The sequence below is a fragment of the Dyadobacter arcticus genome, assembly GCF_011762185.1.
GTDB classification, from domain to species: domain Bacteria; phylum Bacteroidota; class Bacteroidia; order Cytophagales; family Spirosomataceae; genus Dyadobacter; species Dyadobacter arcticus.
Genome location: NZ_JAASQJ010000001.1, coordinates 490,094 through 512,449, shown reverse-complemented (window position 1 = coordinate 512,449; position 22,356 = coordinate 490,094). Strand labels below are relative to the sequence as shown.

Genomic DNA, 22,356 nt, shown 5'->3' with positions numbered 1-22,356 from the left:
CTTCAATCGTCTAGCAATGCCGCAGCGCCAAGCAAAGCGATATTTTCGTTTTCTGAGAGCAATAAAGTCAATTTTCGGAGTGACTCGGGATATGCGAAATCTTTGAGGCTGTGCAGCATGCTTTCCTGAAAAAACCGGTTAGCCTTGGCAATGGAGCCACCCAAAACAATTGCCTCGGGATCATACGTGTACATAATTGCTTTCACCACCGCGCCCAGGTGAACGCCAAAATCCTTCCAGACTTTAATGGCCTTCTTATTTCCATTTCTTGCCGCCACATGCGCATCGAATGCACCCATACCCAACGAACTTTCGAAAAAACGGTTGCATACGTAATTTTCCAGGATTGAATCTTTATAAGGCAACATTCCTATTTCCCCCGCGCCGCAATTTCTGCCTGTATATAGCTGGTTATTAATGATAATTCCCGATCCCAGTCCCGTCCCAATCGCCATCCCGACGACCGAACTGTACTTTCGCGCCAGACCAAAACGATGCTCTCCAAGAATGAAGCAATTCACATCATTATTAATAGAAACAGGCAGATTGAACTCATTTTGCACGATATCCCGCAGCGCCACTTCCTCCCATGACGGAATGTTCATGACATTATACACGATGCCCTTGCTGACATCCACTACCGAAGGAACACCAATGCCAATCCCCTTCACAGGATACTTTGTAAAGGGTCTGATCAATTCCATCAACTGGTTCAAAGTGGAAGGAAGAGAATGCTTATTTTCCAGCAAAGTCTTGTTTTGCCAGGTTATAGACCCACCTGATTCTATCCCGGCACGAAGGTTGGTGCCGCCGATATCTACGCCTATATTCATCGAACCTTGGGGAAGTTGAGTATTAATTATTTGATATCGAATGCTTTGCCTCTTACTTTGCAGCTATCTCGCTTGTTCTGCTGGCAGTTCCCGCTGCATCAAAACTTTTAAGCTTGATCTTTCCCACTAACCTTATCGGCGCGGTATAAGCTGTGGAATTGGCTGTCGGCTCAGAACCATCCGTTGTGTAACGGATCGTCAGTCCCGGAAGCTCAACATTGGCTCTTAACTCTCCGTTTTCCAATACAGCTCCGGGCATTGGAATTCGATAATTGTAGCCGCCATTTTGGTATCTCAGCCTAGGCAAATGTCGCTGCGCCACGGAATTAGCAAAAACATTCCAGCCTTCCCGGATCATTTTGGTACGGGTAGCATCGTCAGCCACATTCTCCCATTTGCGCTCCGTCCAGGCACTTTCTGCAAAGCCCAGCAGCTTCGGAAGAATCGAATATTCCATCATATCACGGCCCTTGATCGTTTCACTCCAAAGTTGTGATTCCACGCCATAAATGTTCTTCCTGGCTTCCGGTTTCAGCAATTGCTTACCCACAAATTCCTCTTTCATCGGCTTGCCCATGGCCGTTTCTTCCGTGGTTTTGAACATGTTGTAAGGTGAAAATGTCCACATATCACGCGTATCAACAAATCCTGCCCAGTAAAGCCCGGGCTCTTTCGGATCATTGTCGTAGGACATATCGAAGTAGAAATTAGTCACATTGCAGAGGATTACCTGGTAGCCATCATTCGCCATGCGGTTGCCCAAATCCACATCAAACACATTGTTCCAGATGTATGGAAAAACAGGATGTCCTACAAACTCAGGATTAGACAAATAAGCGCCAGCAGGTGTTTTTGTTAATGCTATCTCTTCCCATCCGTGCACTTTCAGGTTCCGTTTTTCGAGTCTTGGTAACAGTCGGCCGAAGAAATAAGTTTGCAAGCTTTTCGGCCCCTTCAATTTCGGATTTTCCTTCAAAAGCTTATCGATCATAGGGGACTTTGTCCAGACGCCATCGGCCACTTCGTCGCCGCCGGTATGAAATGTATCCATCGTCAGGCCAGCTTCTTTGTACATTTTAGCAATCTCATCCACCACTTTTTCAAAGAAATGATATGTCGATTCCCGCGCCACGCAAACCACATTGTTCTTATAGGCCTGGGCAGACAGGTACACCGACTTATCATCCGGATCGATCAGGCGATATTCGTTGGCTTCTGTTTCCTTACCTTCTTTCATGAGACGCGCATTACGAGCCTCCATAGATTTGATCGCCGCCAGCGCATGTCCTGGAAAATTCAGCTCCGGAATTACCTTAATGTGTCGCTCATTTGCATACTTCAATATTTCGATAAAATCAGCCTTTGAGTAAAAACCACTTCCGTGTTTCCCTTTATCATAAGCCACCGGTCCCGAGCCATAACTTGGCTGCATTGCTGGTGCATTCATCCCGGAAATATGCTGACGTTGCGCACCAACTTCGGTAAGTTCCGGCAAACCGTCAATTTCAAGCCGCCAGCCTTCGTCCTCCGCCGTATAAAAAAGAAAATGGTTGATCTTGTAAGAAGCCAGCAGATCCAGAACCCTTTTGATGGATTCCTTCGTCTGGAAATTACGTCCAACATCCAGATGCATGCTTCTGAAATGAAAACGCGGCGCATCCTCTACTTGAACGTAGCCCAGGATCACAGAATCGGACTTTTTAACATAAGATTCGGTCGGGATTAATTGCAGGAGACTTTGAACTCCATAGAAAACACCGGCCGCGTCACTTCCCGTAATTGCTACACCATTTTGATCAACTTGTAGTTTGTAGGCTTCTTTGGCGATCCCGTTTACACTCATCGCGCCAGTTTTTAAAACGATCGCCGGTGCAGATGCCGAGGCCGTTTGAGGTGATCCTTTTTGAATTGGAAAATCAGTACCTGTTACCGCTTTTAATTTCTCAATCAGCAACTTTGCCTCTGTTTCCAAGCCTTCCTGATAAAACACATTCGCCTTACTGGTCAATGTAAATGTGCCCGCGCCGGAGGTCATTTTCACCGGGCTTGGAATGATTTTCAGTAATTGATCGGCGCCCAATGTTGTAAAAGCCAGATTGTCTTTATATCGCGTTTCCGCTGTTGGTATCGCCATCAAATCCCGGGTACCTCTTAATATTTGTTCCTTGGTTGTGAAAGGCTCGACGGTGAAATCAGCCACCTGAACAATGTCTTTTTCTTTGCCTTCTTTATCATAAAAAACAAAATACAATCCCATCGGTGCGTCTGTTTCTTTGATCACACCTTCCGTACCTGTATAGTTAATCGTTATCGAATCGCCTGGATTTAATCTAAAATCCTTGGAAGCGATCATTTGGTACCAATCACCATTGATATGCTCAATTACAGCGGGTTGAGGAGTCTTATTGGTTTGAATGGGGCGGGGCGACATGCTGAAAAACAATTTCCAGTTGCTCCCATCCAATACAAAATCACTGCCATTTTTGATGGTAAATTTCGCTTCAAAACTACCCTCCGGTTCAATGAAATTGCTGACCAGTTTCCAGGAAATGCCTATTTTTTCGGCTTGTTCCTTGCTTACTTCACTGGATTTGCCGCAGCTTATTAAAAAAATTAAACAGAGAATGAAGAGTTGAAAATGAAATGTTCTTTTCATAAAGTATAAGAAGCAAAATTGTTTTGAGCTCTGATAAACCGGTTCCTGAAAGGTACGGTGGCTCAGATATGATTAGTACTGAAAAGTCGGCAAAATATACTAGTCTTTCGGATTTCCCCTCCGAGAAATCAATTAATTCTGCCGTTGATAGCCTTTCCAAACCATAAGGCCGTATTAAGTCCTTAAACGGATCAAAATGGAAAAACAGCCAGGCCCAATTTCAAGATTGCTCTCACTTGACGCAATGCGGGGGTTCACCATCGCCGCCATGATCATGGTCAATTTCCCTGGAAGTGAGGAATTTGTATTTTCTACATTAAGCCATACCAAATGGAACGGGCTGACATTCACGGACCTGATCGCTCCTGTTTTCCTTTACATTGTCGGCGTTTCCATTGCTTTTGCTTACTCCAAACGTTTGTCCATATCCGGTCCGAAAGGCGATTTATATAAAAAGATCATCATCCGCTCGCTTAAAATATTTGCAGTGGGCATGTTCCTGAATATGATGCCCCATTTCAATCTCTCCGACCTGCGTTATACCGGCACATTGCACCGCATTGCCATCGTCTTTCTGGTCTGCGCGATCCTGTTTCTTAATACCACCTGGAAACAGCAGGCTATTTTGGGAATCAGCATTCTAATACTTTATTGGCTGGCCCTGGTACTGATCCCCACTCCTGGAATGGGAAAAGTGATGCTGGAAAGAGGTAATAACCTGGCTGCCTGGGTCGATCAGCAATACTTACCTGGTAAAATGTGGCAGGGCAACTGGGATCCGGAAGGTATTTTGAGCACATTCCCCTCCATAGTAACGGGGATTACCGGTATGCTGGCAGGAAGGCTGATGCTCACCAGCCTGACGTCCAATGAAACGAGCAACTACCTCATGTCCAGCGGCTTAATCGTTGCTGCTGCGGGTTATTTCTGGAACCTGACTTTTCCTGTCAACGAAAATTTATGGTCAAGCTCTTTCGTACTCGTTACCTCCGGCTTTGCTTCCATGCTTTTCGGCACATTGTATTTTATCATCGATATCAAAGGCAGGAAAAAAGGAATCGCGCCGGGTGTGATTTTCGGGGCCAATGCAATTGCAGTGTATGTGCTCGCCGATATCCTTGCCTTGTTCTTTTACACGTTCGAATTTGGTGGAAAAGCGCTTAATGAAATTGCAGTAAGCTTCATGTCGCAAGCTGGCATGGATCCGCGGCTGGCCAGTATGATCTATGCCGTCTTTTTCGTCTGCATCAATTTTATCCCAGCCTACATCCTTTACAAGAGAAAGATTTTCATCAAGCTATAATAGGAAGATCAATCTTATTATTTCCTGCCTTCCCACATCATTAACCCTTCAATCAATGCGGTTATCTGTTCAAAAGGCATGTTTGCTGTAAGATACGCATGCGGGCCCATAGGGTCGTCGCGCCATTTATTGTTCCCGCCCTCAATAATGATCCTGCCTCTTTTCAACCCGAAATAAGGAAGGGTTCCGCGCACTGCAACCAACACAGCCGTCTGGTCCCAGCTCATGCGGCCTTGGGCGTCCTGCTCACTCATAGGCATCGCCATTGCAAAAACGTCTTTCACCGGGCTGTTCAATTTTTCATTTGCAATAACCCGCAAACCTGTTTTTACCTGCTTTCCAATCTCAAATCCGCTAAAAATGATCTCTGTCGGCCATTCCTCAAATACTTTGGCAGATGAAATAGAATCCGCATAGACATTGTATTCGCGGCCTTCCGGAAAAGCCCCTGCCATGGCCACAAGGTGTTTAACCTTTTTCTTAACCAAACTGCTCCCCGAAAGCGCCGAGTAACTATCCGGTTTCGAATCCAGAAGGTCAGAAAGATTAGTCAGGAAGCCTACGGTAACGATTGTAACGCTTTGATCGGGCTGCTTGGCGAGGATTTCACGGTACGTTTTTACCGCATCGGGGGCGTCCGATGTTTTGGCGATTTTGTGTGGATATTTTTCAGCGAGCATTGCGGGCCATTTTTGGATAGCGCCGTAACTTGCCCCATTGCCTTTTGGCGCTCCGGTGGGAAGCTCGGGTCGGCCGAAGTAAGTATTCAAAATTTCGATAACGGGTACAACCAGCTCATCTTTATTGGAAGCAATGACCGCCAGCGGCCTTACTTCGCCTTTATCTGCCAGCGCATGCATCACAGCCATCGCGCCCACGTCGTCATAATCTGGGCCGATATCTGTATCAAGAATGAGGGTATTGGAAGATCTGCCAGTGGTTTGGGCAAAGGTCTCAACGCAAACAAAAAGGGACAGGGCAAGTATAAATTTGTGCATCATCATTGTTGGAAGGGGCTTTTTCAGATTGGTAACCAAAGATATGATTCGTCTAAACCAGCCGATTTGCTGCAAGTTGACGCAATTTTTTAATCTTTAAATACCTGAAATACCTGTTTTTCCTTCCCTTTTACAATTTCTACCACATATAACCCCTGAGAAAATTCAGCACCGGACAAGTCAATTTTATTCCGTTGTAAAAATCCGCTTGCCACGGAGCTGCTTTTACGGTATAGCCGACCTTTCAAATCATATATATTTACCGAAATTTCTTTCCCCTCGTCCGCCTGATAATTGACATAGAACATTCCTTTGGAAGGGTTAGGATAAACAGTCCATTCGGTGGCTTCATCAAAAACAACTGGCCTGACCCGGGAATAGGTATATGTACTGTCGCTATCGACCATTTTCAGGCGATAATAGCGCACGCCGGATTTCGCAGGTTCCTGATCTAAATACTGATAAGCACTGTTTTGTTTCAGACCACCGTTTCCGGCTACCTTATCGAGCATCATAAATTTGTTTTGTCGATAAGCCTCATTGCCCCAGGCCACTTCAATGTCGAAATGGTCGAAATTCTCTTCTGAGGCAGTTGCCCAATCCAGCATCACATTATTGCCACCCTCCCCATCAGATATTCTTTTTGCATCAAAACTGATCAGCTCAGCCGGCAAAGAGCTGCCATTACCGACAAAACCTTTGGCGATCCAGAATTCAGAGAAATTTTTGATCCGCAATTCAAGATAATAGCCCTTGTCATAAGGCACCATTGGAATTTCAGATGCCTCATGAAATGACCAACCGCCATCGGTACTGTTTGCCAAGGAGCCGTCTTCCTTACTTCTGTCAAGATTTCGGTATTTGGAAATACTCAATTCGTAAGCATTAGCCGGTTTTATGCAACCATTACAACCAGTCGCATTAATGAGCGCATCGCTTTCAGAGTCTAGAAGGTAGAACCGCACAGTAACCGAATCGGCGGGATTTGCAACTGCAGGTTTAATTGCGAAATTTCTATTAAGATAATACTGAGAATTGGCGTTCCTGACGCTGGAAGTGTTGATGTATGTTTGCACCTGCGTGTCGCCCAGACTTTGTCCATTGGGATTGATAGAAGCAATAAGTTGTCCGTTTTGCACAAAATGCACCCAATCTTTGCCGCCCGGTACATTCATGGACACCGGCACATCCGTTGTGCCACCGTCGTAAATGGCGTTGGTTTTGTCATAAACATGAATGTCGTCCAACGCAATTCCTTCCCTGTGCGTGAAGCCGTCGGAAATGACTACAAAACGAATTTTCACACTTGCAAAACCGGTTGGCAGCGGAATGCTCGCAACATGCCAGCGTACATTTCCCTGAATGCTCCATGCGCCTCCCGAATAACCTTTGTTATACCAATTGGTCCCCTGCCCCATCGCACCCAGCCTCGTCCATGGCCCGCCGTCTCCGGAATATTCAAGGTATGTATAATCGCAGGGTGTTGGATCGCAAACTTCAAAATCTAAGGCTACACTGAAACTTAATGTAGGATTGTTAAGCCCGCCTACTGAAAAACAAGGTGAATATAGGTACGATTCCTCTCTGTCGTTGTGACCGCCAGCCAGATTGGTTTTCCATATTTTACTTCCGCTCGGCGCCATATTAATTAGTGCTGAAACAGGCGTTCCGTGTTGCCACGAGCTGTTTATTCCCTTTGAAATCCAGTAACCATTCCCTTTTTCAAAATCCTCCAGATATGGAAAATTGCTGATGACTGGCGCGTTATTGATTAATACAGTCACCGTATCATTATCGTGGTAACTGTCTGATTCCAATGCTGACCAGACTTTGACCTGTCGCAATCCGAATGGCGACATATCGGCCTTGATATCGAATGTATAATTGATCGTAGTCCTTTTGGGGATTGAGGGAATTGTATCCCGCACGACATCTCCATTGCCCAGTTGATAAACAATGGGAATACTGGCCACCTCTTTTGCTGAGCTGTTACGGATTTTAATGGTGACCGATTCCTCGGGGCCTAAGCCGCAGCTTTCTGTGCCTGGCGACAGCAACCCCACCATTTGAATGTCATCGACGACTTTATAAATTTCAATGTCGTCGAAGGTGTAACCGCCCCCGGTTGCGTAATCAGCAGTGATCGACTTACCCCACTGACCCCAGCGAACCTGAAAACTGGAAGAGAAATTCTTGCTGTTAATGGATAATAAATTACTTACCTCAATACCTCTGGGCATTTTATATCCGTCCTGGGCCAGGTTCTGATTTGCGAACAGGTCATAAGCCTCAATCCAGGGATCGGTGTCATTTCCACGGATCCATACCCTGTTATTGGCGTTGGTTTTTTGTCCATGGTTTTTATAGCGGAAATTTAAGCGGATATCTGATTCTTCAATGTCAAATGCGGAGAGGTTAAACGTCCCTTCGAGGTAATTAACATTCCCGCTGGCAAAATATCGGTTAACGTCCAGTGTAAGCGCTTTCTGACCAGAAAAAGCAATGCCTGAATTGACAAACGTTCTGATCCTGCCTGCGTCGGTTGTGGATGAAAAATCATACCGCCCATCGCCTTTGAGGCCTATCTGATTACTTACAACTGCTTGACTGGGTAGGTATTCCATGTCATCGAGAAATGGCAGAGAGATAGGGTCATTTACAAGTTGCCTGAATGTTTTGATCAATGTATCATTGGCGGAAACAGGATCGCTGGCATTATGGATATATATTTTGAAAGTATAATCCCCGACATTCGAAAGATCTGCCCCGACCGAAAAAGTGTGGTCATAGGTTTTTCCTTTCTCAATAAAAGGGGTAATGGTTTCGATGGGAATGGTGGTACCATTGAATTCGTAACCGACGTCGAGCGGTTCGTTCAAGTCCACATCGTCCAGGTTTTTTATTCTTATCTTAACAAAAATTGAGCTGCCCAATTGTGTCGACGTGTTGGCCCGACCTGTACTTATGGGCGTCAGGATGGATTCAATTTTAAAATCATGATCGGAAATGTTTCCCTGGCATGTTCCCGAATCCGGCCTGCGTGAGATGGCAACAGCCCTTCTGCCTACGCGGGTGTTGATCCTTGCCCTCACAGAAACATAATAGGTCGAATCTTTCAGCATACCGCTAAAAACATACTTGGTTGCATTGGTTAAACCCGCGGAAACCATCTCATTTCCTTTCAAGATCATCACTTCATAATCCGTGGCCCCTGTAACCGCGGTCCAGTCTATGGCAATGTAGCCTTCGCACTGCAGCGATGAAAGTGTAACTGTTGGAACGCCGATAATAGTGAACGCATCGCTTGTGCTTTGCTCTCCTGTGCTATTCTGTATTACTCGAACTTTTGCTTTTTCACATATGGTACCTGCCGGAATAGTGTAGGAAAACTGTCGCAAGCCCGCAGCCAGATTATTGCCGATGTTGCTCCAAGTTTCTCCGTCATTCAAACTAAGTTGTACTGTAAATGTGCTGGACACATTGCCATACGCATCCCAGCTGATCAGTACAGCGTCGGCATCTTTCAGGTGTTCGTTCCCAATCGGATAGGTCAGGGTGATGGATTTGGGGATAATGTCATAAACGACAAAGTATTCCTGTAGCGGATTCTGGGCTATGGAAGTTCCTTTGACAGAAATCTTATAGTCGCCTTCCGCCGGATTGTCAATCACCACCTGTTCAAGATTATTGACGTCGTCCACGCCTGTTCCAGCAACGAGGCTCACTTTTGATGGTGCTGAGTCGAGAAGCCTTGGAAGAATGGTGGTTGAGGATGGATTGATCACTTTCAGGTCCAGGTTATGAACCAGGGTTTTTTGTGCCAAAATGGCCGCCGCAGGATCGTTCCAATAAAGCATTACTTTCAACTGAGCGGTATTGGACGGTATCGAGATCGAAATCTCCTTCGTTTCCTGATTTCCCAGAGAATCATTCCGATAGCTTCCCGATTCGAGCATTTTGAGTGACCTTAACAAGTTGAGCCAGCCAAAACCATAAGTGTAATCAGGGCCTTCATTTCCTTTATCTGTCGCTCCATTGATCACTAGCGCCTTCATCAACCCATTTTTCGGATTTTGCTGGCTAAAAAGTTGACGGTAGCGTTGGTACAACAACGCAAGTCCACCCGCGACGGCAGGCGACGACATGCTGGTACCACTTCCGTTCACATACAAATTCACCGGAAAAGTTGACATCACGGAAGAGCCCATGGCGGTTATTTCCGGTTTGATGCGTCCGTCCCGCACAGGGCCGCGGCTCGAAATACCGGCTACAACACCTGCTTCGGAGGTGCTGCCCACGCTGATTACATTCTTCGCAGACTGATAACCACTCAGGACATTGGCAAAGTTGGCGGTGTACGGCGTACAAGTAGAAGCTCCGCTGTTACCGGCCGCAAACACATGTTGAAGATAGGGCATCTGAAATGCCTGACGGTCTAGTATGTACGAGTAAAGGTCATAAACGCCAAATGTTTCGCAAGTACTTACGTCCCCACCATACGAATTATTGGTAACGACCATTCCAAAGTCACGGCTGTAATTGGGTGCATTCGAAATGATATTGGAAAAGCTTTGTGCGACGTAGGTTAACTTAGGGGCGAAGCCACTGAAACGCTCGTTCATAATGCCTGCTCCACCCAAAATGCCCATGATGTGAATACCATGGCTACCCGCCTCGACCGGCGAGCGGTTGATCAGGCGATTATTAAAATCAATGTGTAGCAATGGATTCGCATCGTCCCCGATCCCTACTACGACGCCTTCGCCACTAAGATTTCGACCTATTGACGATGAGGAGCTCAGCACATTCGCTCGCCCATTTGCAGTACTTCTGTTATTAAATGGTTTGTCTTCGGGCGGAATTGCCTGTACATATTGAATAAATGGCCTGGCCGCCAACTCTTTTAACCGGCTTACCGGGATCCTTAATGCAAGTATCTGATGCTCCTTATAAGTCTCTGCAATTAATTCGAAGTTGCTGGCTTTCAAGCTATCTCTAATTTCTTCAAACCTGAAACTTTTTGGGAAACTGATCCAGATATCGACATTTCCCGGACTTTTCATGGCATATGCCGGGATCCGGCCATTGGCAAGAATGCTCTGCATTTTTTGTTCTGCCGATAATTCAATAATGGAGCGCCCTTTTGCGCGGGCCAGGGCATTGAATGTTGAATTCCCCTTTATCGTGGCAGTGTAGGCGTTATTAGGGATATATTCCAGTAGTTCAATCCCCTCATTTTTAAGATCCGCCTTCTCTGCCTCAGAAGGAATTTCTTCAAACTGGATTAATACAAATGATTTCTGCCCAGGGTTTGAACCTGGATCAGCAGACCTCATTGTTCTGACTTTTCCGGTTGAAATATTGCGTTCCGGCGTAAAGGAGCCACTTTTGAGTAGTACCTTATAATCCTTGGTTTCCTGTGCATTGACTGAAACGGAAACTAAAAAATAAATGAGCAGGGTATTGTAGAAATGCTTCCAGTCCATAACAAATCGAACATGTGTGTAATTAGGTAATTCTACTTTATTTGAAGATAATATCCAAATTAATTCGATTATAGTTTAATGTTTTACAAATGAATTAAACAACTAGTTGATCAAATACTACATAAATTGTAAAACTAGGATGGTAGTAGATATTACTAACCGTCGGTATGCGTGAAATGAGGTCAGAATAGTATTTTGTAATAACCTGAGCACTCTCTTAACTTTGCGTTTTTAAAGTTGCAGCCATTATGGATTTATACGGTTTAATAGGATTTCCGCTTACACACTCATTTTCTAAGCAATATTTCACAGATAAGTTTGTCAGAGAACAGATTAAAGAAAGCAGTTACGAACTTTTTGAGATGAAGTCTCTGGAAGAACTACCAGCGCTTCTGAAGAAAACCGTTGATTTGAGAGGCTTGAATGTCACAATTCCACACAAAAAGGAAGTCATTGCCTATCTTGATGATCTCGACGACGCTTCTGCCGAGCGAATTGGAGCAGTAAATACCATTAAGATTTATGCCGACGGCAGCACAAAAGGCTTTAACACAGATTATTACGGTTTCCGCCAGTCGCTTGTAGAATGGCTCGACAAGCGTGGAGAGGTTTGCACCAACTTTAAGGCGCTCGTGCTTGGCAATGGCGGAGCGGCGAAGGCAGTCATGGTGGCGCTCGACGATCTTCATGTAGAATTTAAATTGGTCTCTCGTCAGAAAAGCAGCAATTCAATTCTTTATCAACAGCTTACCGAAGATATGATGAATGAATATCTTCTGATCATCAATACTACGCCGCTGGGGACATTTCCAAATACAGCGGAATGCCCTGAAATCCCCTACCAATGGATTACAAAGAAGCATTACCTCTACGACCTCGTATATAATCCAGCTGAAACGCTGTTCCTGAAAAATGGACACGTAAAAGGCGCGGCCCTGCAGAACGGTCTCAAAATGCTGCAGTTGCAGGCTGAGAAAGCCTGGGACATATGGATTACCGAAGACAATTTATGGAGCATCTAAACTCTGGAAAAATAGGTCCAGAGATCGTTCTGAACCTTTTCCGAGCCAGTAAGAATGCCTTTTGGCGTCGGTGCAATAACTCCTTCGCCAATTCGCAATGTACCCTGACAGCGACGGATTTCGTCCCATTGCCCTGATTCAAGAAACGCATTGATTACGGCTGTGCCACCTTCTACAAATACAGATTGAATTTTTCGTTGATGGAGGCCGCCTAACAATTGAGCTATCTCATCGCTCCCCGCGTCTATCTGCTGGTAAGCCACCATCGGCACCTCACGATACCGTTCAGGATCAGGGCCCACCGGCGTGCTTTCCAGATAATTGACAACGATTGTGGCCTGAGAGCCATTAAAAAGATTTAGCTGTTTCGGCAATTGTAAATGTCGGTCTAAAACAATTCTTACTGGATTCGTTCCGGCCCAATGTCTCACATTCAATCGCGGGTTATCCGCTAATGCTGTTTTGAACCCGACCAAAATTGCATCTTCCTGAGTACGCCACTGATGCACCCGTACGCTGGACATCGCGTTGCTGATAGTAAGAGGCCCCCCTGACGAATGCCCAATAAATCCATCAGCCGTTTCTGCCCATTTCAATATTACATAAGGCCTTTGGAGGTTCATCGCGGTGAAAAAGCGCTTGTTTAGTTCCAGGCCTTCCGATTCCAGCAATCCTGTGTGCACTTCTATACCCGCATTCATCATCCGCGAAATGCCTTGTCCGGAAACAAGCGGGTTAGGATCAAGGTTACAAATAATAACCTTTTTGAGCTTTTTGCTGATCAAAAGGTCTGCGCAGGGCGGCGTCTTACCATGGTGTGAACACGGTTCGAGGGTAACGAAGGCCGTCGCCTCGGATAATAAATGGCCATTTCCTTTTTGCTCGGCATCTAAAATAGCCCAAACCTCGGCATGAGGGCCACCATATGCACGGTGCCAGCCTTCGCCGATAATGCGGTCGTCATCCACAATGACACAGCCGACCATTGGATTAGGACTGACTTTTCCCCGGCCAAATTCAGCCAGTTGCAAAGCTCTGCTCATCCATTGAATGTCCGTCTCCATGCGGCAAAAATACAAACGTCCTTTTAAACTCAACTTTCGGGAGTTGCCATAATTTGCTAACTTTCCGACATTGGAATAAAAATCATTGAAAATGACTTCGGCACGCCAGCTATATCAATATATATTAACAAGTATCAAAGTATATCCCGAAAAAGAAGCCCAGGCACTCACATTTATGCTTTTGGAGCATTATATGCGGCTCCGCAACATTGATGTTCTCGTTGACCGCCCGGTTCCTGAAAACACTGCTCAACCTGACTGGGGAAATATTATCGAACGCCTGAATAACAACGAACCCATCCAGCACATCATCGGGTCTACGGAGTTTTGCGGACTGGAATTCAGGGTATCCTCTTCCGTTATGATACCACGGCCCGAAACTGAGGAACTTGTCAGAATGGTAACCCGTGATTATGCGGAGCCTGAAAAGAACATTTCCATCCTGGATATCGGCACCGGCAGCGGCTGCATCGCCATCGTTCTTGCCCGTTTTTTGCCTCACGTATCCGTCCATGCCTGGGATGTATCTGACGACGCGCTTGAAGTTGCCAGAGAAAATGCCCGTCAGCTCATTGCAGACGTCATTTTCGCTAAACAGGATATGTTAGATGTGACGTTTCCGCTTCCAGGCAACATTATGCAATTCGATTGTCTGGTAAGCAATCCCCCGTATGTCACTTACTCTGAGCAGGAGCATATGCGGCCTAATGTCCTTCGTTTTGAACCGCATCAGGCGCTTTTTGTAGAGGACAGCGATCCATTGCTCTTTTACAAAGCCATCGCAAGTTTTGGAATGCATTACCTGAAATCAAGCGGCAAATGCTATGTGGAGATCAATGAGCATTTCGGTGCGGAGACGAAGAAGGTTTTTGAAGAAAGAAATTACACAAATGTCGAAATCCTGCGTGATATTCACGGAAAAGACCGGTTTGTAAGGGCGATCTGGGGCAGGTAAAAAATGAATACATGTATATCGAAAAAATAAAAGAGGTTCTGGACGAGATGGGTAAGGTTGTTGTGGGACAGGATAAGTTGCTGAACCGCCTGCTCATAGGTCTTTTTACCGGTGGCCATATTTTGCTCGAAGGCGTGCCTGGCCTCGCTAAGACCCTGACCATCAATGTCATGGCCAAAGTATTGCATCTTGACTTTAAACGTATTCAATTTACTCCCGACCTGCTACCGGCCGATTTGATCGGCACCATGATTTATAAGCCGAAAATCGGTGATTACGAAGTAAAAAAAGGGCCAATCTTTTCGAACCTCATCCTGGCTGATGAGGTCAACCGTTCGCCTGCCAAAGTACAATCCGCCTTGCTGGAAGCCATGCAGGAAAAGCAGGTAACAATCGGTGATGAAACATTCCTCCTCGACCGCCCCTTTGTTGTGCTCGCCACCCAAAACCCTGTCGAACAGGAAGGCACCTACCCGCTCCCGGAGGCCCAGATCGATCGGTTCATGATGAAAGTTTATGTCGATTATCTTGACAAAGCCAAAGAACTGGAAGTTATGCGCCGCATGTCGGACATTAATTATGAATATAAGATCAGGGCCATATTGAACAAGGAGGACATTTTTGCGATCCAAGACAATGTCAACAAAGTCAACATTTCGGATACGCTCGAACGCTACATTATAGAGTTGGTGTTCGCAACCCGTCGGCCATTGGATTACGGTTTACGGGAAGAAGCCCGCTACATTCAGTTCGGCGTTTCGCCAAGAGCGACCATTTACCTGAACCGGGCAGCCAAAGCCCTGGCCTACCTGGAAGGCCGTGATTACGTGTTACCGGAAGATATCAAGGAATTGGCGCCGGATATTATGAACCACAGGATCCTGCTTAATTATGAGGCGGAAGCGGACGGCGTACGTACCACCACCATCATCGATTCCATTCTCAGAAAAGTGGCGATAGGGTAAGTTCAGGGAACCGGGTCATGGCCGTGGCCTCCCCAGGGATGACATCTGGAAAAGCGTTTTAAACCAAGCCAGCCGCCTTTTAAAGCGCCGTGCTTATGTACAGCCTGGATCATATACTGGGAGCAAGTGGGCGTATATCGACAGGAATTTGGCAGGTAAGGCGACAGCACTCCCTGGTAAATCCGGACCAACCCTATGAGTAAAAATTTCATTTCTCTTCTTGTCCCAAAGTAGTATATTTGACAATTAACATCACTTACGCATGATTTCCTATATATTATGGGACGCCAGTCCTGAAATCTTTACTATCCCTGAATTTTTCGGTCTTGGTCCTTTTCCCGTGCGCTGGTACGGGCTTCTTTTTGCCGGAGGTTTTCTGATCGGGCAACAGATTATGATCCATATTTTCAAAAAAGAAGGGAAGCCGCTCGAAGATATTGATGCGCTAACATTATATATGGTACTTGCAACCGTCATTGGTGCAAGAGTGGGCCACTTCCTTTTTTACGAGCCCGAAGTTCTTTTTAAAAATCCATTGGAAGTCATTATTCCCCCGTATTCGGGCCTTGCCAGTCATGGTGCTATAATAGGTATTGTCACAGGACTTTGGCTTTATGCCAGGTCAAGGCGTGCGTCCGGACAAACGTTTTTATGGGTCGCCGACAGAATGGTGATCACGGTCGCGCTGGCCGGTGCATTTATCCGGTTTGGAAACCTCATGAATTCGGAGATTGTCGGCAGACCGACTGATGTTCCCTGGGGATTCATTTTCAAGTTAAATACAGAATTCAGGCAGATACCCCGCCACCCGGCACAGCTTTATGAATCCATTTCCTGCTTCATTCTGTTTTTTGTACTGCTCTGGATCTGGAACAAGTATAAAGCTGCAACGCCGAGAGGCTTAATGGTCGGTGTGTTTTTCATATGGGTATTCACGTTGCGCTTTTTGTACGAATTTTTGAAAGAAAACCAGGAAGCTTTTGAAGACAACTATGCTTTGAATATGGGCCAGATCCTGAGTATTCCAGCTGTACTTCTGGGCATTTATTTTATCATCCAATCCAGGCGAAACCCGATTGAAAACGTGGTATGGCATAAATAGCTTTTTAGACTAAGTAAGTAATCCGGAATGTTTTGTTTTGATTAAATTAAACAGAAAATTGAACGAAACCCCAATCCATATTCAGAATGAAAACATCATCTATTCACGTCATCTTCCTTTCGGCTGCATTGCTTTTTAGCGGTTGCGGCAATAAGGAAAAAGAAAGGGAGGAAGAGGAAGCCAAAGAAGCCGATAGCCCCGCCGACGCCTTGCAGGCATTTGCAGATAAAGCGAAAGAAATCGGTAATCGTGAAACCGTAGATCCCATCGATTTTCGCAAGCTCAAAGAGTTATTACCGGAAAAAGCGGGCGGCCTGGCCCGCACAGAAGCAACTGGTGAGAAATCCGGCGCAATGGGATTTACAGTCTCGACCGCAGAGGGCAAATACAAAGGGGATGATGGTGAATCGATTGACATTGAAATTGTAGATACAGGAGGCATTGCAGGCGTTTCAACAATGGCACTTGCAGCCTGGTCCATGGCAGAAATTGATAAGGAAACAACCACAGGCTACGAAAAAACGACCAAAATAGACGGCTACAAGGCTTTTGAAAAGTATGACAATGAAAGTAAATCTGGTGAGATCAATGTGCTGGTAGGAGATCGTTACCTCGTTAATATAGATGGAAATGATATTACCGTAGATCAGTTGAAAGATGTTCTCAAAGAAATTGATCTGGCAAAGTTGAGCGACCTCAAATAAGATATAAAACAAAAACAGAAGCGTAAAGCTCCTGTTTTTGTGGTTTTAGAAATATCGCGGCACCATCTGTTAGTCTGATTTCAGACCATAGCAAAATCAACTTTATCTCTCAGGATTTGCTTTGCTTTCACCAATTGGTTTTTAACTGTATTTTTTGAAATCCTCAGAGATTCAGCAATCTCCTGGTAAGATTTGCCTTCCTCAATGTTCAGTTTAAGGATCAGTTTCCTTTTAATGGAAAGTGAATCAACCGCTGCCAGAACCAGGCCAAGTCTTCTTTCACTTTCTTCCCGCTCCTCTTCGGCAGCTGCCCTGATGGCCTCCATATAGTACCTGCGCAGTTGCTCGCTCTTCTCAATCCTCTTGAAATGATCGAAAGCCATGTTTCTCAGGCATGTAAAGAGGTAGGAATTGAAGTTGTAGTCTGGCTTAATCTGGGCCCGTTTTACCCAAATCTTGATAAATACGTCCTGCACCATATTTTCGGCTTCCTCCTCGTCTTTTAATAACGAAACAGTAAATCGCAATGCGGGGGTTTTGTAATAATTGTAGAGTTCTGCAAAGGCCGACTCATCGCCTTGCATCACTTTTCTGATGATACTTTCGTCAGGACATGCCACGGTGGTAGAGGTTTACTTATAGGTAAAGGGTTTCAATTAGCAAATGATCGATATACCAAAAAGTATTATAATTCTTCTTTAAATACAATTTTTTTGACAGGTCAGCTTAGCGCTCTGTTCGTTATTATCCGACTGATAGTTACGTGTATTGAGAAAAAATAAAGTTGTTTAAAATGCTGGGACAGCAACCGAAAATTTTGCTCTGTAATTGATACTCAGGGTTTTCTTTTGAGCGGTGTCTTAAATTGTTTGATAAAACTACGAGAAGATCCTCATTCTTAAATCGCAAACTGCGTAAAATTATCTTCATTTTGCGCAAATTTTCGAGAGGTAATAATTTAATTACAATTACATATTGTAGCCGTATCGAATAGCCTACCGAACATCATAAAGAGTATATATCCCGAAAAGCAACCATTGGTATCTAAAATCACAAATCCAGTCCGGTTACAGCCCATGGATCAAAGCCGCATTCTTCAGATTCTCGAAAAAATTTCTTCTGTTAAGATCGCTGTCTACGGCGATTTTTGTCTCGACTCCTATTGGGTGATGGATAACTCCGGCTCCGAAATGTCCATTGAAACAGGGCTTTGGACGGAAACAGTCGCCAGGCATTACCATACACCGGGTGGCGCAGGAAATGTTGTCGCGAATCTTGCAGCCCTGAAACCTGCCTCCATTCAAGTCATTGGAACAGTGGGAAATGATATGCAGGGACGAGAGCTGACGACACAGCTTCAAAACCTGGGGGCAGATACTTCATCGCTTTTCATACAAAAGGATCATTTCAACACTTACAACTATCTGAAAAGGTTGGTAGATGGAAAAGAAGAGCCGAGGATAGATTTTGGTGTATATAATCGGAGAAGTACTGAAACAGACCAAAAATTGCTCGATGCTTTGGAAAATGCATTACAACAATACGATGCGCTTATTTTCAACCAGCAGGTAACCGGGAGCATTAATAATGAATCATTTATAGATGGAGCCAATCAGCTTTTTGCAAAATACAGCAACAAGATGGTCATGCTGGATTCACGTCATTTCAATGATCGTTTCGAGCATACTTTTCTGAAAGCCAATGACAGAGAAATCGCTTCGCTAACCGGCTTGCAGGTGAATCCGGGTACCAATGTCCCGGTTGCCGATGTCAAACGCTATGGTCAGGAAATCTTTGATAAATATAAAAAACCTGTTTTTGTAACCTGTGGCGAGCGAGGTATTATCGCTTTTGACGAAAATGGTCATCACGAAATATTAGGGCTGCAATTGAAGAATAAGCTCGATACCGTTGGAGCCGGCGATACCGCCATCAGCTCCATCAGCCTTTGCCTTGCCGCGGGTTTCTCTCCGGAAGAAGCTGCCAGTTTTGGCAATTTTGCAGCGGCAGTAACTGTACAGAAATTGTATACAACCGGGACTGCAAATCCGGAAGAAATCCTCAACATTAGCAAAGATCCGGATCTCATATTCAACGCAGACCTGGCCGAAAACGAACGAAATGCTGTTTATTACCCTGATACCGATTTCGAACTTTGCGCACCCGAAGTACTCGAAAAACTCGGACATATACGCCATGCCGTTTTCGATCACGATGGTACAATCAGCTCGTTAAGGCAAGGTTGGGAGGAGATCATGGAACCCGTTATGATGAAATCCATCCTGGGATCTCAATATGATAGCATTGATGCCGGCACTTTTCATAAGATCCGGGAAGATGTAAAGTTATTTATCCATAAAACAACGGGTATCCAGACCATTTACCAGATGGAAGGCCTTGTGAACCTGGTACGCGAGTTCGGGTATGTGCCTGAGGATCAGATACTGGATAAGTTTCAGTATAAGCAACTCTATAATGACGGCCTGATGGAAATGGTCAACAAAAGAATGGAGAAGCTTGTGAATGGGGAGCTTGGGCAGGAAGATTATACGATGAAAGGAGCTGTGGCTTTTCTTTATCAATTAAAAGAAAGAGGGGTCACCATGTATCTCGCCAGCGGCACTGATGCTGAGGATGTGAGAAATGAAGCGGAAATGCTGGGTTATGCCGATCTGTTCAATGGCGGTATTTATGGTGCGTTGAAGGATTATACCAAGTTTTCCAAGAAAATGATCATCGAAAAAATCATTTATGACAACAATCTGAATGGCAACGAATTGGCTGTATTTGGTGACGGCCCCGATGAGATTAGGGAAGGCAGGCGGGCAGGAGGAATTTCCGTCGGCATTACAAGCAATGAGGTGCAGCGTTTCGGGCATAATGCTGCCAAACGTCCTCGTCTTGTGAAAGCTGGCGCCCAGTTACTGATCCCTGATTTTTCGCAATACAAGAAACTGATCAACCTGTTGTTTCAGGAAAGCATTAACTACGCCGAGGCATGAGAAACCTCCCTCGCAGGACTAAAAGCCAATTCTGCTTTCTAATAATAATCTCCCTTTTAAGCTCTTGCGGAAAAGAGGAGAAAATGGATGCAGAAAATGCTTTTTATCAGGACAAGCCTTTCTGGCAGGAATACCATGATGCTTACCTTGTGGGTCAGGATGCTCGCGAGAACGAGGTGCGCCATATAACAGCAGACCATAATTCGGATATCTGGATCGCTACCGCAGCGGGTATTTTCAATAAGAAAAAGGATTCCAGAGATTGGGTTAAAGTTATTATTGGCGAAGATGACGGCCCGGCCTATACGGTTACAGAAGACCAAAATACGGCAATGTGGCTTGGAACCTGGAATGGGCTTTTTAAAATCCAGGATGGCAAACCAGTGAAGATGTCAGGACCGGAAGGTCCTATATCTGCCATTTGCGCTACAAAAAACGCGATTTATGCACTCGGGCCAAAAGGTTTTTGGGCAGAAGAAGGCAAAGGGTTCATGAAAGTGCAAAGCAGCATAGCCAAGTCCGTCAGAGATGTCATTTCTGATAAAAACGGAGGACTTTGGATTGCAACAGATGTGGGGTTATATCATTGGACCAAACAAAAGACGGATCATTATTACAAAACTGATGCATTGATTAGTGGATACGCCAAGGGATTGGCAATTGACGACAGCGGCAAACTCTGGATCGCAGGATTGGGGGGTGTTACTATTCAAAATGAAGAGAAAAAAGAAAAGGAACTGCGGTCCGTCGATGGGATACCTTCGACATATGCTACTGCGGTGAGACATTCCCCGGACAGCTCCATGTGGGTTGGCACCCAGGCAGGCATCGTTCGTTTCCGGCCGGATGGCAGCCATTCATTGCTTTTTTCAAGACGGTGGCTGATGGATGATCAGGTGAACAGCATCGCATTTGATCAGGAAGGAACCGCCTGGATTGCCACGCCTATGGGTGTAAGCGCGATCAGGAAACGAAAAATGACGCTGGCTCAGAAGAATGACTTTTTCTTTGATGTATTAATGAAAAGACACATTCGCGCTCCCTGGATTGCGGGTCAGGCGCATTTGAAAATTCCCGGCGATACAACTTCCTGGGAGCCTGAGGATGACGACAATGATGGCGAATACACGGGCAATTACCTTGCAATGGAGAGCTTCAGATATGCTGCGACCAAAAATCCGGAAGCGAAAGAAAATGCAAAGAAAGGATTTGGATTTTTGAAGCTGTTGCAGGAAGTGACCGATACAGACGGATTTTTCGCAAGAACCATTGTCCCAGCCAATTGGGGGCATATGCATGACAGTAACAGGATTTTTACTCCGCGTGAAAAAGCGGATGAATTGGTGAAAGAGCCGAGATTTAAACCCGTAGAAATTCGATGGCATCCATCCAAAGATGGAAAATGGCTTTGGAAGGGAGATACCAGCAGCGATGAAATGTGCGGACATATGTTTGGCTATTTTTATTACTACACCCTCGTTGCCGACGCCGCCGAAAAGAAAGTAGTTGCTACCCATGTCGCCAAAATTGTAGACTACCTGATGGCGCATAACCTGAATCTGGTCGATGTTGACGGTACGCCCACTCGCTGGTCGGTATGGTCGCCCGACCAACTCAACCGCGACCCGGAATGGCTGCCCGACCGCAACCAAAATTCGATGGAAATGCTGGCTTTTATCAAGCTGGCCTATTTCATGACGGGTAATCAAAAGTATGAAACCGAATATTTGCGCCTGATTGAAAAGGAGCATTATCTTGAAAACATGGCTGATGTAACCAAGCAGAACCCAGCCTGGCTGATTTACTTTGATGTAGTATTGCAGGCCTATCTCTATCCTATACTGATCAATTGCGAAAAAGATCCGGAACGGGTTAAATTTTATAAAGCGCACCTGGAAGAATGGTTCATCAAAAGAAAAGACGACCATAATCCGCTGATCAACTTTATATACAACAACTGCCTGAATAAAAAAGCAGAACTCTCCAACTCCATCGATTTTCTCATCGATACCCCGCTGGACCTGGTCGATTGGCCCATTGACCATCGCAAAAGAGAAGATCTTCGCATTGTGCGGACTCCAGTAATGGAAGACGAACAGGTAGACCAATTACAGCCGGCAACTATCCGGATGACGGTTCGCTGGGACAAAAATCCATGGACATTGGCGGGAGGAAATCCGCAGGTGGAAAGAGAACCCGTTTTCTGGCTGCTGCCTTATTGGATGGGGCGATATCAGGGAATGATATCCAAATGATTAACTTTTAA

At 45.3% G+C, this 22,356-nt stretch carries 15 protein-coding genes; 8 read left to right on the top strand and 7 right to left on the bottom strand.

The genetic code is table 11. The features are described from left to right. Positions 1-2: 2 nt before the first annotated feature. Both FHS68_RS02225 and FHS68_RS02220 read right to left on the bottom strand, forming a co-directional pair. Positions 3-833, bottom strand: a complete 831-nt coding sequence (locus FHS68_RS02225; protein ID WP_167266853.1) for an ROK family protein — start codon at positions 831-833, stop codon at positions 3-5. A gap of 52 nt (positions 834-885) precedes the next feature. Continuing rightward, positions 886-3,489 (bottom strand): family 20 glycosylhydrolase, encoded by a 2,604-nt coding sequence (locus FHS68_RS02220; protein WP_167266852.1) that lies wholly within the window; start codon positions 3,487-3,489, stop codon positions 886-888. Between the two features lie 196 nt (positions 3,490-3,685). On the opposite strand from FHS68_RS02220, the gene FHS68_RS02215 reads away from it, so the two are divergent. Further along, positions 3,686-4,792, top strand: coding sequence for an acyltransferase family protein (locus FHS68_RS02215; protein ID WP_167266850.1), 1,107 nt, complete (start codon positions 3,686-3,688; stop codon positions 4,790-4,792). A 17-nt stretch (positions 4,793-4,809) separates the two neighbouring features. Here FHS68_RS02215 and FHS68_RS02210 read toward each other — a convergent pair whose 3' ends face one another. After that, entirely contained in the window at positions 4,810-5,796 is a 987-nt protein-coding gene (locus FHS68_RS02210) for a nucleoside hydrolase (protein WP_229211744.1), read from the bottom strand. 83 nt (positions 5,797-5,879) lie between these two features. Then, positions 5,880-11,276 (bottom strand): S8 family serine peptidase, encoded by a 5,397-nt coding sequence (locus tag FHS68_RS02205; RefSeq protein ID WP_167266848.1) that lies wholly within the window; start codon positions 11,274-11,276, stop codon positions 5,880-5,882. 248 nt (positions 11,277-11,524) lie between these two features. On the opposite strand from FHS68_RS02205, the gene FHS68_RS02200 reads away from it, so the two are divergent. Beyond that, positions 11,525-12,298, top strand: coding sequence for a shikimate dehydrogenase family protein (locus tag FHS68_RS02200; protein ID WP_167266846.1), 774 nt, complete (start codon positions 11,525-11,527; stop codon positions 12,296-12,298). On the opposite strand, the gene ribD is transcribed toward FHS68_RS02200, so the two are convergent. Continuing rightward, entirely contained in the window at positions 12,295-13,362 is a 1,068-nt protein-coding gene (ribD, locus tag FHS68_RS02195) for a bifunctional diaminohydroxyphosphoribosylaminopyrimidine deaminase/5-amino-6-(5-phosphoribosylamino)uracil reductase RibD (RefSeq protein WP_167266844.1), read from the bottom strand. The genes FHS68_RS02200 and ribD overlap by 4 nt on opposite strands. Positions 13,363-13,453: 91 nt before the next feature. Between ribD and prmC the strand changes: the two genes are divergently transcribed. Then, a complete protein-coding gene (prmC, locus tag FHS68_RS02190) occupies positions 13,454-14,317 on the top strand; it encodes a peptide chain release factor N(5)-glutamine methyltransferase (protein ID WP_167266842.1) in 864 nt (287 codons plus the stop codon). Between the two features lie 11 nt (positions 14,318-14,328). Then, the gene (locus FHS68_RS02185) at positions 14,329-15,282 is read left to right on the top strand and encodes an AAA family ATPase (RefSeq protein WP_167266840.1); all 954 of its coding nucleotides are present in this window, start codon (positions 14,329-14,331) and stop codon (positions 15,280-15,282) included. A gap of 2 nt (positions 15,283-15,284) precedes the next feature. Here the strand turns inward: FHS68_RS02185 and yidD are convergent, their stop codons facing one another. After that, on the bottom strand, positions 15,285-15,494 hold the full coding sequence (gene yidD, locus FHS68_RS02180) for a membrane protein insertion efficiency factor YidD (protein WP_167266838.1): 210 nt from the start codon (positions 15,492-15,494) through the stop codon (positions 15,285-15,287). A 50-nt stretch (positions 15,495-15,544) separates the two neighbouring features. On the opposite strand from yidD, the gene lgt reads away from it, so the two are divergent. Further along, positions 15,545-16,384 (top strand): prolipoprotein diacylglyceryl transferase, encoded by an 840-nt coding sequence (gene lgt / locus FHS68_RS02175; protein ID WP_167266836.1) that lies wholly within the window; start codon positions 15,545-15,547, stop codon positions 16,382-16,384. Between the two features lie 86 nt (positions 16,385-16,470). After that, a complete protein-coding gene (locus FHS68_RS02170; RefSeq protein WP_167266834.1) occupies positions 16,471-17,088 on the top strand; it encodes a hypothetical protein in 618 nt (205 codons plus the stop codon). Between the two features lie 80 nt (positions 17,089-17,168). Here the strand turns inward: FHS68_RS02170 and FHS68_RS02165 are convergent, their stop codons facing one another. After that, positions 17,169-17,708, bottom strand: coding sequence for an RNA polymerase sigma factor (locus tag FHS68_RS02165; protein ID WP_167266832.1), 540 nt, complete (start codon positions 17,706-17,708; stop codon positions 17,169-17,171). 456 nt (positions 17,709-18,164) lie between these two features. On the opposite strand from FHS68_RS02165, the gene FHS68_RS02160 reads away from it, so the two are divergent. After that, positions 18,165-20,090, top strand: coding sequence for a PfkB family carbohydrate kinase (locus FHS68_RS02160; protein WP_167266830.1), 1,926 nt, complete (start codon positions 18,165-18,167; stop codon positions 20,088-20,090). Beyond that, a complete protein-coding gene (locus FHS68_RS02155; RefSeq protein ID WP_167266828.1) occupies positions 20,087-22,345 on the top strand; it encodes a ligand-binding sensor domain-containing protein in 2,259 nt (752 codons plus the stop codon). Before FHS68_RS02160 ends, FHS68_RS02155 begins: the two co-directional genes overlap by 4 nt. The last annotated feature ends 11 nt before the right edge of the window (positions 22,346-22,356 follow it).